This window comes from Rugamonas violacea, from assembly GCF_016461825.1.
Lineage (GTDB): Bacteria > Pseudomonadota > Gammaproteobacteria > Burkholderiales > Burkholderiaceae_D > Rugamonas.
Map to the genome: position 1 here is coordinate 1 of NZ_JAEMNU010000126.1, position 12,431 is coordinate 12,431.

Annotated in this window: 10 protein-coding genes and 1 tRNA gene; 3 read left to right on the top strand and 8 right to left on the bottom strand. The window is 58.0% G+C overall.

Features of this window, described 5'->3' with window-relative positions; genetic code table 11:
• Positions 1-144 precede the first annotated feature (144 nt).
• Entirely contained in the window at positions 145-1,935 is a 1,791-nt protein-coding gene (locus H7U20_RS24095) for an ATP-dependent nuclease (RefSeq protein ID WP_199761683.1), read from the top strand.
• A 130-nt stretch (positions 1,936-2,065) separates the two neighbouring features.
• Here H7U20_RS24095 and H7U20_RS24100 read toward each other — a convergent pair whose 3' ends face one another.
• Positions 2,066-3,760: a retron Ec67 family RNA-directed DNA polymerase/endonuclease gene (locus H7U20_RS24100; RefSeq protein ID WP_199761684.1), complete on the bottom strand. Its 1,695-nt coding sequence runs from the start codon at positions 3,758-3,760 to the stop codon at positions 2,066-2,068.
• 438 nt (positions 3,761-4,198) lie between these two features.
• On the opposite strand from H7U20_RS24100, the gene H7U20_RS24105 reads away from it, so the two are divergent.
• Complete coding sequence (locus H7U20_RS24105; protein WP_199761685.1) at positions 4,199-4,540, top strand: helix-turn-helix domain-containing protein; 342 nt, start codon at positions 4,199-4,201, stop codon at positions 4,538-4,540.
• Positions 4,541-4,611: 71 nt separating this feature from the next.
• On the opposite strand, the gene H7U20_RS24110 is transcribed toward H7U20_RS24105, so the two are convergent.
• The 3 genes from H7U20_RS24110 to pepN form a co-directional block, all read right to left on the bottom strand.
• A tRNA-Thr gene (locus tag H7U20_RS24110) sits at positions 4,612-4,687 on the bottom strand.
• A 108-nt stretch (positions 4,688-4,795) separates the two neighbouring features.
• Positions 4,796-5,797, bottom strand: a complete 1,002-nt coding sequence (locus tag H7U20_RS24115; protein WP_199761686.1) for a class 1 fructose-bisphosphatase — start codon at positions 5,795-5,797, stop codon at positions 4,796-4,798.
• 45 nt (positions 5,798-5,842) lie between these two features.
• A complete protein-coding gene (gene pepN / locus H7U20_RS24120; RefSeq protein ID WP_199761687.1) occupies positions 5,843-8,497 on the bottom strand; it encodes an aminopeptidase N in 2,655 nt (884 codons plus the stop codon).
• A 276-nt stretch (positions 8,498-8,773) separates the two neighbouring features.
• Here pepN and H7U20_RS24125 point away from each other — a divergent pair, with 276 nt between their 5' ends.
• On the top strand, positions 8,774-9,460 hold the full coding sequence (locus tag H7U20_RS24125) for a DUF4136 domain-containing protein (protein ID WP_199761688.1): 687 nt from the start codon (positions 8,774-8,776) through the stop codon (positions 9,458-9,460).
• 178 nt (positions 9,461-9,638) lie between these two features.
• Here the strand turns inward: H7U20_RS24125 and H7U20_RS24130 are convergent, their stop codons facing one another.
• The 4 genes from H7U20_RS24130 to H7U20_RS24145 all read right to left on the bottom strand — a co-directional run bounded on the left by H7U20_RS24130 (position 9,639) and on the right by H7U20_RS24145 (position 12,272).
• Positions 9,639-9,791 carry a hypothetical protein gene (locus H7U20_RS24130; RefSeq protein ID WP_199761745.1) on the bottom strand — a complete coding sequence of 51 codons (153 nt, stop codon included), beginning with the start codon at positions 9,789-9,791 and terminating at the stop codon, positions 9,639-9,641.
• 28 nt (positions 9,792-9,819) lie between these two features.
• Complete coding sequence (locus H7U20_RS24135) at positions 9,820-10,794, bottom strand: quinone oxidoreductase family protein (protein WP_199761689.1); 975 nt, start codon at positions 10,792-10,794, stop codon at positions 9,820-9,822.
• 115 nt (positions 10,795-10,909) lie between these two features.
• Positions 10,910-11,311, bottom strand: a complete 402-nt coding sequence (locus H7U20_RS24140; protein WP_199761690.1) for a methylglyoxal synthase — start codon at positions 11,309-11,311, stop codon at positions 10,910-10,912.
• 40 nt (positions 11,312-11,351) lie between these two features.
• Positions 11,352-12,272, bottom strand: coding sequence for a DMT family transporter (locus H7U20_RS24145; RefSeq protein ID WP_199761691.1), 921 nt, complete (start codon positions 12,270-12,272; stop codon positions 11,352-11,354).
• Positions 12,273-12,431: the final 159 nt, after the last annotated feature.

Consider the following 12,431-nt stretch of genomic DNA (forward strand, 5'->3'; position numbering starts at 1 on the left):
CGAATCGTTGGGATGGATAAGTGTACTCAAAACGTGCCGTGCCTTGAAGAGGGGCCAGCTACGGAAAGGTGCATAATCACACGAATCTAAACAAGTAAAGAGTAGAATCGTTGCACCACAGACCAATACCCGTCGAAAAAACAAATGAACCTCATTGCCAATGTCGAAGTCGCCTATTTCCGCTCCATATACAAGTTTCAATTAAGCAATTGTTCAGATATCAATATCATATTTGGAAGAAACGACTCAGGTAAGAGTAACGTTTTGCGCGCATTGAATTTGTTTTTTGACAACCAGACAAACCCTGGTCAGCGTTTTAGGTTCGACCGAGATATTTGCCACGCGCGGCTCGCTGAAGCCCAGCAAGCCGAAGGCATTAGAAAATTTGTGTACGTTAAAATCTGGTTCACTACCCCGAGAAGCTGGCAGGCATCCCTCGGCACGACGTTTTGGGTGAAAAAACAGTGGAGCGTTACGACGCAAGAAACACCACAATTTACCTCATCCATAACCGATCCCCGCCTGCAACAGTACCTCACTCGATTTCTCAATAAGGTGCGTTTTCATTATATCCCAGCCATCAAAGACAGAAAGATATTTGAAAATTTGCAGGCCGAGATCTATAACGTGATCTCATCCCATACCGAATTCGCTGAGTCCCTTGCCGGTTTCGCCCAAACATTAGGCGAACGCACGGCCCAGTTGAGTCAAGGGCTGCTAAATGGATTGGGGATAGACAGTGTTGTCTCGACGCCCACCGATTTAACAGACCTATTTAGGTCTCTGGATTTCGAGACAAAAACTGAAGGCGGTGATGCCTATAGTTTGACCCTACAACGTGGCGATGGAATTCAGGTACAGCATATTCCACAAATCCTTGCGTTTCTTTCCGATCATGGCGCTGAGGACTATCACGTCTGGGGATTTGAAGAACCTGAAAATTCACTAGAACTTGCCAATACGATCAAAGAGGCCGAACGATTCCAGGAATTCTCTCAGTCGTCCAACAAGCAAATATTTCTAACAAGTCACAGCCCTGCATTTTTCTCCCTCGAAGGAACGGATGTTAGTCGCTACTTTGTTTCTCGTTCAGAAGAGCGCGACGGACGACTTACATCTATGGTGAGGCAGATCGATTTCGGGTCAGAACTTCCGGGAGAGTTGATGGGCGAAACGCCCCACCTACCAGTGATAAGCGCCTATCTTCGAGAGGCGCATGTGAAAATTGAGCAATATGAAGCAGCACATGTGGCGTTGGCCCAAGACATTGCAGCTCGAACTGTGCCGATAGTGTTCGTTGAAGGCGAGAGTGACGCAATTATTTTAACGAAAGCATGGGAAGTATTGATCGGCACACCAATTCCTGTCCGCTTCGAATCGGCTGGCGGCACAACAAAAATGGAAAGCTTATCGAAAGATGGACCGGTTCTTAATCGTCTTTCACACGACAGGCACGTCTTCGCTCTTGTCGACAATGATGTCGAGGGGCGTTCATTAAACACAACTTCAAAACTGGCCCCTGGAGGGCGGTGGCATATCCATAATTCAAACAAGGTCCGGTGGTGCCGCTTACCATTCAGCCCAGCATTCTCTGAATTGATGAATGCGATACAAGTACCTGCAAATAGATGGCCAGGGTGCTTAGAGAATTTATTTTCGCCGGAAGTCAAGATGAGGGCCGAAGCAGATAATAGCTTTAAGCTGACCGTTACTCCATATGCCGATATTTTATTGCCTGAAATTTTCGAGAAGGTGCAGCCATACTTGTCGCAAAGGGCTGACTCCATGCAATACTACTTCCTGTCGACTGACTCCAATTTCAAGCTACCTTTTGCAAGTTGGATCGTGCGCACAAGCGATGCAGAACCTGAACTGCTTGAGCCGCTACGCACCGTCCTCGACGGCATTATTCAACTACTCGCAGCGGAATCTTGAATATTTTTCTAGTACACAATAGACCGCAAGCTCCCCAATAACTCTGTAGAAAAATATGGCGATCGCTAAACTTTATAACTATCCAAAGCCGCTTCTATCCTATTAAGCAATGGAATGAATCCATCAAAATTTATTGTATCGCGCTCTTTTTTACCACATACTCCGCCAAGTATTTTTTCCCGTAAGTTTCATCTTTTTTGTAGTCATTTGCCCAGCTAAATTTTTTCCCGCTTAGGATTTTTTCTGTAACATCAGTGGAAAAACAATTTTCTATCATCGTTTCCTTCAAACCAGGCAATAGCGGTGTCGCGACGATATATAAATTTCTTTTATATTCATAGAACAATTCACTGCCATCAACATTGATGTTTAAGTAATTTTTAATTAATGAATAAATTGGCTTGGCCTCTGCATCATTATCTAAGACGACAATCACTGGCTTATTCAATCCAGCAGCCTTAAAGCGAGAACATGCATCGTCATAATCTATTATGAACTGCTTAAGCTGGGTCGCTCCACCGGATAGGCCAAATAATTTTGAAGTCAATGCTGAAAATCTAAAAAATTTAATTTTAAATTCGATCTTCCCTGACGCATTAACACCTGCCAGCATTGGGAATTTTTGATGTAACTTCCTAATCGCACATTGCAAATAAACATAATCTGTTTTCCCCTCACAGATAATTGTTGGAGTATCCGATGAATAAAAATATTTATAGAACAGAAAATCTCTATAAATTCTCTCATTAGTATTCAATTGAACCATCTTTCTTGGTTCTTTTCTCAAGTGCTCATTACCCACTGAAGACGTTCTATCTTTCCCTCTATTGTAATCAGATAACATGTCAACAAAATTCAACATGCCATTCAACTCAGACATTTTCCCAAGTTCTTTAATTACAATTATCTTCCCTTCGTCATTTAGCCTAGAGATATTGCGATGAAATTTCCCAGTTTCAAACAAGCTGTAAGCCATCGCACGGACACTCTTACGATACTCTACGCGAGAATTGACCTTGGAGTTCACAATCAATCCAGTAACTTCCTGTCGTGACCGTTTTTCCTGCATTCTAGTTTTAGATGAATTTATTTTATAGCCGGAAGAATTCACAATATTTCTTAAAACTTCCCCCTCTGACCACAGCTTTTCAACATCATCGAACTTGGCAAGTTCCTCAGGGAAATTATTTTTATTGGTGGAAAAAGTTAAATCGTCTGCATATCGAGAATAAGTGCAACCAACTTTCGATACCAACGCAACAATTCGAATATCCAGTATATGTGCTAGTAAATTGGAAATAACAGGCGAGGAAGGAGATCCTTGAGGCAGAGCATCATTATTACACGCAATCTGCGCAATTAACGTAGCTACAGTAGGATCAAGATTGAAATTTTTGTTTTCAATGAAAAATCCACGTATGCGTGGAAATGTAATAGTCCCAAAAAAATCATTCAAATCCAAGTTAAAAACGTATCGACGGCTTCTATGATTTGCCGCATTGGTAATTATTGATTTTTTTCTCACGAATCCGTGGGAAATGGCAGAATATATTTTCCTATTATGCTGACTTTCTCTTTGCGAATGCAATTCATCGCAACATATCAACAGCAAATCTGAAAGATTTTTTTGAAGTTTTTTTAACTTACTACAAGGTGCGCTAATTTTCCTCAAGCCACCTGTTCGCTTTGGAATTTCAAATTCTGCATAGCGCAATTCCTTCGGCATAACGTACAAAATATAGGCTAAAGCTTTCGGCTTAAATCCAAGCAATTTTGCGAGATCAGTTAATGATTTAGCGTTCTTCAAATCCTTCAATTTCGACATAAATCATTAATCCATTGGAAAGTGGATGGCCTATAAACACTCTTACGCAAAGCGCGTCATTCCAGGACAACTGGGCGAACATTAAGGCAATACTTAGCGACATTATTCATACTTGTCACGAATCATGACAAAAAATCTGTTTATAGGCCAAACATTACAATAGCACATCTCCATATGTTGCTCAAATATAGTTCTCCCTTTGCGCCGCTGCGGAAAATCCACTTGTAACGCAATCATGAAGCTGTTATTTCATCGCGTTTCAAGTAGGCAGCCCATCGCTGCATCATTGGGCGTTGCGCGGGGGGCAGTGCGGTTGTAGGTGCGCCCATTGCAGGCAATCACACGATGCACTCTGGGCATCTCCACACCCAAACCGGGCATGGATTTGATTACCCACCGCCTAAAGGCGGTAGCCGCACTGGAGAAGTATCGCTCAACATGAATACGACCACGACCATCGACGATATCGCCATAGAAGAAGGCAGCGGCAACCCCTATGCCGACCTGGGCCGGCCGGATGCCGACGACATGCTGGTGAAAGCGGGACTGGCGCACGAGATCGCGCAGATCATCAAGAGCCGGCACTTGACGCAGCAACGTGCCGCCGAACTACTCGCCATGCCACAGCCCAAACTCTCCGATCTGCTGCGCGGAAAATTCCGCGGCATTAGCCAAGCCAAGATGATCGAGTGCCTGACCCGTCTCGGATGCGATGTGGACATCGTGGTAAAGAAAAACGGTCGGCACACTCCGGGCCAAACCACCGTCGTTGTCGCGTAACGACTGCCCCCAGAAAAGACAAAAGGGCTACACGCCGAAGCATGTAACCCTTTGATCCTACTGCAAATTCCTGGTGCCGCTTGCCGGAATCGAACTGGCGACCTTTTCATTACGAATGAACTGCTCTACCAACTGAGCTAAAGCGGCGAAGTCGCATATTCTAACAAACAAATCGCAAAACTGGCTAGTCTGGATGCAATTATTTTTCGCCAAGCTGACAAAATGTCATTGCATTCGGACGCAGCCGGGCTTGCCTCAAGCCGTGTGGTAGCCCGTCACCAGCGCCACCTCGTCGCGCGAGCCGAGGAACACCGGCACGCGCTGGTGCAGCTTGTGCGGCTCGATGTCCATGATGCGGTTGACGCCGTCGGTGGCGGCGCCGCCGGCCTGCTCGACGATGAAGGCCATCGGGTTGGCCTCGTACATCAGGCGCAGCTTGCCCGGCATGCTGGTGTCGCGCGTGTCGGCCGGGTACATGAAGATGCCGCCGCGGTTCAGGATGCGGTGCACGTCGGCCACCATCGAGGCGATCCAGCGCATGTTGAAATTGGTGCCGCGCGGACCTGCCTCGCCGGCCAGCAGCTCGTCGACATAGCGTTTGACCGGCTCGTGCCAGTGGCGCATGTTCGACATGTTGATGGCGAATTCCTTGGTGGTGGCCGGAATCTTGATGTCGCGCTGGGTCAGCACCCAAGAGCCCATCTCGCGGTCCAGCGTGAAGCAGTTGACGCCGTTGCCGGTGGTCAGCACCAGCATGGTCTGCGGGCCGTACACGGCGTAGCCGGCGGCGACCTGCTTGGTGCCGGCCTGCATGAAGTCGGCCTCGGTCGGCTGGCCCATGCCGTCCGGCGCCTTCAGCACCGAGAAGATGGTGCCGATCGAGACGTTGACGTCGATGTTGGAGGAGCCGTCCAATGGGTCGAACAACAGCATGTATTCGCCTTTTGGATAGCGGTTCGGGATCGGATGGATCGATTCCATCTCTTCCGACGCCATCGCCGCCAGGTGGCCGCCCCACTCGTTGGCCTCAAGCAGGATCTCGTTGGAGATCACGTCCAGCTTTTTCTGCACTTCGCCCTGGATGTTTTCCGTTTCGGTGCTGCCGAGCACGTCGCCCAGCGCGCCCTTGGCCACCGAGTGGCTGATGGTTTTGCAGGCGCGCGCGACCACCTCGATCAACAGGCGCAGTTCGGCCGGGATCGTGTTGTTGGTGCGTTGTTCTTCGACCAGATATTGCGTGAGGCTGATGCGTTTCATGTATTCCCTTGGGTGAATGGGGTTGCTGAATGGACGTAGTTTACCTTACTGGGCGCCGGCCAGCGCCTTGCTGACCACTTCCAGCACGTCGTTGGACAGGCGGGCATGCGCCGCCACGCGCTCCAGCGCGCGCTGCATGTGCGCCTGCAAGGCCGGCGTGTAGCGGCGCCAGCGGTCCATGCTGCGCGCCAAACGGGCCGCCACCTGCGGGTTCAGGGCGTCGAGCTTGATGACGTGCTCGGCCCAGAACTCGTAGGCGCTGCCGTCGGCGGCGTGGAACTGCGACGGGTTGCCGTTGGTGAAATTGAAGATCAGGCTGCGCGCCCGGTTGGGGTTTTTCAGCGTGAAGGCCGGGTGCTCCATCAGTTGGCGCACGGCGGCCACGTCGGTGCCCGGCGCGGCCGCCTGCATGGCGAACCACTTGTCGACCACCAGCGCCTCCTGCTCGAAGTCCTGGTAGAAGCTGTGCAGGTGGGCGCCGGCGTCGCTGCCGCTGTGGATCAGCGCGACCAGCGCGGCGGCGCGGTCGGTCATGTTGCCGGCCTCGGCGAACTGCCGCCGCGCCAGCGCCAGCTCGGCCTCCCGCGGCGCGATCAGCAGGTAGGCCAGGGCCAGGTTCTTCAGCGCGCGCTTGCCGGCCGACAGGGCGTCCGGGCTGTAGGCGCCCGGCGTCTGGTTGGCGTGGTACTGCGCCAGCAGCTCGGGCTTGAGCGCGGCGGCCAGGGTGCGGCGCATGAACTGGCGCGCCGTGTGGATGGCCTGCGGCTCGACCACCGCCATCCGCTCGGCGATGATGGTCTCGGACGGCAGGATCAGCGCCAGCTCGCGGAAGGCCGGGTCGAGCGAGTCGTCGACCAGCAGCGCGCGCTGGGCGGCGATGAAGGTGTCGTCCAGGGTCAGCGGCGCGCCGGCGGCGACGGCGGCGGTCAGCTTGAGCAGGCGCGCCATGGCCAGGCGCTGGCCGGCCTCCCAGCGGTTGACCGGGTCGCTGTCGTGGCTGAACAGGTGCAGCAGCTCGGCGTCGCTGTAGTCGTACTCCAGCACCACCGGGGCGGAGAAGTCGCGCAGGATCGACGGCGTCGGCCGCTCGGCGATGTCGTGGAAGCGGAAGGTCTGCTCCTCGCGGCGCAACTCCAGCACCACGGTGGCATGGCCCTGGCGGTCCTGGGCGTCGGTCTTCAGCGGCAGGTCGCGCCCGTCGGCGCCCAGCAGGCCGACCGCCACCGGGATGTGGAAGGGCAGCTGCTGCTGGTCGGCCGAGGCGGCGCAGTGCTGGCGCAGCGTGATGTCGAAGGTCTTGGCGGCGGCGTCGTAGCGCGTCTCGGCGCGCACCACCGGCGTGCCGGCCTGGCTGTACCAGCGCTCGAACTGGCTCAGGTCGCGGCCGTTGGCGTCGGCCATGGCGGCGCGGAAGTCGTCGCATTCGACGGCCTGGCCGTCGTGGCGGGCGAAGTATAGGTCCATGCCCTTGCGGAAGCCGTCGCGGCCGACCAGGGTCTGGTACATGCGCACCACCTCGGCGCCCTTTTCATAGATCGTCACGGTGTAGAAGTTGTTGATCTCGACGAAGGAGTCGGGCCGCACCGGGTGCGCCATCGGGCCGGCGTCCTCGGGGAACTGGGCCTGGCGCAGGGTACGCACCTGGTCGATGCGGGTGACGGCGCGGCCGCTGTCGGTGCCGATCATGTCGGCGCTGAACTCCTGGTCGCGGAACACCGTCAGGCCCTCCTTGAGCGACAGCTGGAACCAGTCGCGGCAGGTGACGCGGTTGCCGGTCCAGTTGTGGAAGTACTCGTGGCCGACCACCGCCTCGATGCCGGCGTAGTCGACGTCGGTGGCGACGCGCGGGTTGGCCAGCACGAACTTGGTGTTGAAGATGTTCAGGCCCTTGTTCTCCATCGCGCCCATGTTGAAGTCGCCGACGGCGACGATCATGAAACGGTCCAGGTCCAGCTCCAGGCCGAAGCGCTCCTCGTCCCAGCGGATGCTGTTCTTCAGCGACTGCATGGCGTAGTCGGTCTTGTCGAGGTTGCCCTCCTCGACCCACACCTGCAGCAGCACCTCGCGGCCCGACTGCAGCGTGTAGCGCTCCTCCTGGCAGACCAGGCGCGCCGCCACCAGGGCGAACAGGTAGGACGGCTTCTTGAACGGGTCTTCCCACTTGGCGTAGTGGCGGCCGTCGTCCAGCTCGCCCTGCTCGACCAGGTTGCCGTTCGACAGCAGCACCGGGTACAGCGCCTTGTCGGCGCGCAGCATCACGGTGTACTTGGCCATCACGTCGGGACGGTCGGGGAAGTAGGTGATGCGGCGGAAGCCCTCGGCCTCGCACTGGGTGAAGAAATTACCGTTCGAGACGTACAGGCCGGACAGCGTGGTGTTCTTGGCCGGCGCGGTCAGCGTCTCGATCTCCAGCACCACCGCCAGCGGGGCCTTGCGGATGGTCAGCGTGTTGCCGTTCAGCTCGTATTGACCGGCTTGCAGCGGCTTGCCGTTCATCCGCAGTTGGACCAGCTCAAGCTCTTCGCCGTGCAGCACGATGTCGCGGCTTTTGCTGAGCGGGTTGTGGCGCAGCGTGACACGGTTGGCGACGATGGTGCGGGCCGGGTCGAGGTCAAAACCGAGCTCGACGGTGTCGACCAGGTAGCTGGGCGGAAGGTAGTCTTTACGGAAAATCGTCTGAGGGCTGCTGTCGGTGCGCATAGGGGCTCGGGAGGGGGACGAAGACAAAGGGCTATTTTACCAACATCAAGGGCTGGCGACGCGCGTTTTCCATTCCGCGTGCCAGCGAAATTGCGCTGGCATTGACACTCAGTTGCCACGCAGTTGCCGCAGAATTGCCACTAAGTTGCCGCGAAGTTGCCGCGAAGTTGCTAGTTTCCCGCCCGCCGTAACATTCTGTAATAATCACGCGAGTGCCCCGGCATCGTCGTAAACTAGGCTTCACCCCATCATCTTCACTGATCGGAGAGCAATATCATGAAATATCTGGCCATCCTGGTGGCCGCCGCCAGCCTGCTGCTGAGCGGTTGCGCCACCACCATCCGCAGCAACGTCACCGCCTTCAACGACTGGCCGGCCGCACCGCAAGACAAAACCTACGTCTTCGAGGCAGCGCCGGCGGCCGAGGACACCCTCGAATACCGCAGCTATCAAGTGCTGGTGAGCAACGAAATGGCCAAGCTGGGCTTCCAGCAGGCCGACCAGCCCAGCCGCGCCGGCCTGCGCGTCGGCATGCACTTCTCCACCACCGACCAGCCGGTGCGCGTGCTGCTGGCCAACGATCCCTTCTGGGCCGGCCCGGTCTGGCCGTACAGCCGCTACGGCTTCCACCGCTACGGCTACCGGCCGTTCTACTACGACCCGTGGCGCTACAGCGCCTATGAGGTGGAGGAAGTGGTCAAGCACAACTACGAGCGCCAGCTGCGCGTGACCATCAACAGCAGCGACGGCCGCAAACTGTTTGATGTCACCGTGACCAACTCCAGCCGCGTGCAGGCCACGCCGCACGTCATGCCGGCGCTGGTGCAGAGCGCCTTCACCGGCTTCCCCGGCCAGAGCGGCGTGCCGCGCCGGGTCGATCTGAAAATCGAGCCGCAGGCCGGCGGCGCGGCGGTGCCGGCCAGTGCGCCGGTGCCAGCACCAACACCGGCACCGGCGGCATAAGCCCTTGGCCGGCAATGGCTAGCTGGGACGCCGACCAACCCCAAGGGCGCAACCTAGGGTCAGACCCCGAGGGGTCTGACCCTGGCTCTTCGCCGCTGGGGTTGGCCGGTGTCTCCGGCACCGTGAGGAAACAAAAAAAACGCGCCACGGCGCGTTTTTTCCTGTCCGGGCCAGCGGCCTAGGAGTAGTAGGCCTCGGCCGTCAGCGTGATCGCGCCGATCAGCGCCACCGCCAGCACCAGCACGATCAACAGGCGGCCGAACTTGGGCGCGTCATCGTCCGGCGCCGCCGTCTTGGCGGATGAGGTGCTGCTGTCGATGCGGTCGGTCATGGCGATGGCGGCTTCTGTGGTGGATGGATCAAGGCAGCAAAATGGACGAGCCGGTGGTCTTGCGCGCCTCCAGTTCGGTATGGGCGAGCGCCACCTGGTCCAGATTATAGCGCTGGCGCACCTCGATCTTGACTTCGCCGCTGGCCACCACGCCGAACAGCGACGCCGCCGACGCTTCCAGCTCCTCGCGCTTGGCCATATAGCTCATCAGCGAAGGCCGGGTGATGAACAACGAGCCGCGCGAGTTCAGCTCCTGCAGGCTGAACTCGGGCACCGGCCCGGAGGCGTTGCCGAAGCTGACCATCATGCCCAACGGCGCCAAACAGTCCAGCGAGCCGATGAAGGTGTCCTTGCCGATCGAGTCGTAGACCACCGAGACGCCCTTGCCGCCGGTGAGTTCGCGCACCCGCTCGACGAAGTTCTCCCGGTTGTAATTGATGACGTGGCTGGCGCCGTGCGCCAGCGCCAGCGCGCCCTTCTCGTCCGAGCCGACCGTGCCGATCAAGGTCACGCCCATCACCTTGGCCCACTGGCAGGCGATCAGGCCGACCCCGCCGGCGGCGGCGTGGAACAACACCGTGTCGCCGGCCTTCAGCGCCACCGTGCGGTGGAACAGGTACTGCACCGTCAGTCCCTGCAGCATCATCGCCGCGCCGGTCTCGAAATCGATCGCGGCCGGCAGCACCAGCAGCACGTCGGCCGGCATGTTGCGCGCCTGCGCATAGGCGCCGTTGGGCCGGCCGGCGTAGGCGACGCGGTCGCCCACCTTGACGTGGCTGACGCCCTCGCCCACCGCCTCGACCACGCCGGCGCCCTCCAGGCCCAGGCCGGCCGGCAGCGGCTGCGGATACAGACCGCTGCGGAAGTAGACGTCGATGTAGTTGAGGCCGATGGCCGCGTGGCGCACCTGCGCCTCGCCCGGTCCCGGCGCGCCCAGCGCCACCTCGACCAGTTCCATCACTTCGGGGCCGCCGACGCGGTTCATGCGGACTACTTTTGTCATGTTCACTCCTATGTGGCGAGATGGCCGGGCGGCGCCGCCGCCAGGCAAAGGGAAGCTCGAAAAACCGTCATTCCGCATCGGCGGACCGCCGATTCGGAACGACAATTAAGGCGTTTTACAGCGGCGCGACGGCCTCCTGGCCGGCGCGCCACTGCAACTGCGACAGCACCAGATGGGCCGAGCTCACGTTGGTGGCGCAGGGGATGTTGTGCACGTCGCAGACGCGCACCAGGGCGTTGATGTCCGGCTCGTGCGGCTGCGGCGTCATCGGGTCGCGCAGGAAGATCACGCAGTCGATGCGGCCTTCGACCAGCAGCGAGCCGATCTGCAGGTCGCCGCCGAAGGGGCCGGAATGCTTGCGCTCGACCGTCAGGCCCAGCTCCGTGGCGAGGCGGCTGCCGGTGGTGCCGGTGGCCGTCAGGCTGCAAGCGCGCAGGAAATCGAGATGCTCGCCGGCCAGGGCGATCATGTCGTCTTTTTTCTTGTCGTGGGCGATCAGGGCGATGCGGGTAGTCATGGCGGCTTCCGTGGTGGTGGTGAAAATAAAACGATATAAACTATTTATTCTTGGATAACTGGTAGATCCCGGCCAACACCAGCGAGGTGCCGGCCAACTGCCACGGCGTGATGGTCTCGCCGAGAACCAGCGCGCCGAGGAACAAGGTCGACACCGGGCCGATCATGCCGGCCTGCGAGGCGGTGCCGGCGCCGATGCGGGCCACCGCGATCATGGTCATGAACACCGGCATCACCGTGCACAGGATGCCGTTGACCAGCGACAGCCAGTACACCGGCGCCGGCTGGATCAGCAGCGCGGCCGGGCGCAGCAGGAAGAACTGGCCGATGCAGGCGGCGCTGGAGACGCACATGGCGTAGGCCACCAGGCGCAGCGCGCCGAGGCGCTTGACCATCTCGCCCGACAGCAGCAGGTAGACGGCGTACGAGGCGGCCGAGCCGAGCACCAGCATCGAACCGAGCGCCACGTTGCTGGCGCCGCCGCGCAGGTCGTGCAGGAACACCAGCACGATGCCGCAGTAGGACAGCAGCAGCGCCAGCCACTGCTTGCGGCTGATGTGGCGGCGCAGGAAGACGGTGGTCATCAGCAGCACGAAGGTCGGCGTGAGGAACAGGATCAGGCGTTCCAGGCCCACCGAGATGTACTGCAGGCCGAGGAAGTCGAGATAGCTCGACAGGTAGTAGCCGATCAGGCCCATGCCGAGCAGGCGCCAGCGGTCGGACACGCTGAGCGGCGGCCCAACGCGCATCTGCCAGATGGCGACGGCGGCGAACACCGGCAGGGAGAACAGCATGCGGAAGGCGATCAGGGTGACCGCGTCGATGTGGTAACGGTACAGCAGCTTGGCCACCACGGCCTTGGTGGAGAACAGCACGGCGCCACCAATGGCCAGCAGCAGCCCGCCGAGATAGGCGCGGCGCGCGTGGGCGCCCTGCGGGGCGTGCGATAAGCTTTTTTCCATGCCCAGATTGTAAGGGCAAACGGCGCCGGCCGCTCGGCGGGGGCTTGCAACGCGGAAAGGCCGGCCGTGGCGGTGAGCCAGGGGCCGGCCGAATGCCGCCGTGTTAGTCAAGGCGCAGGCTGCTACAAACCACCCAAGGGCGAAGAGCCGGGGGGGGGG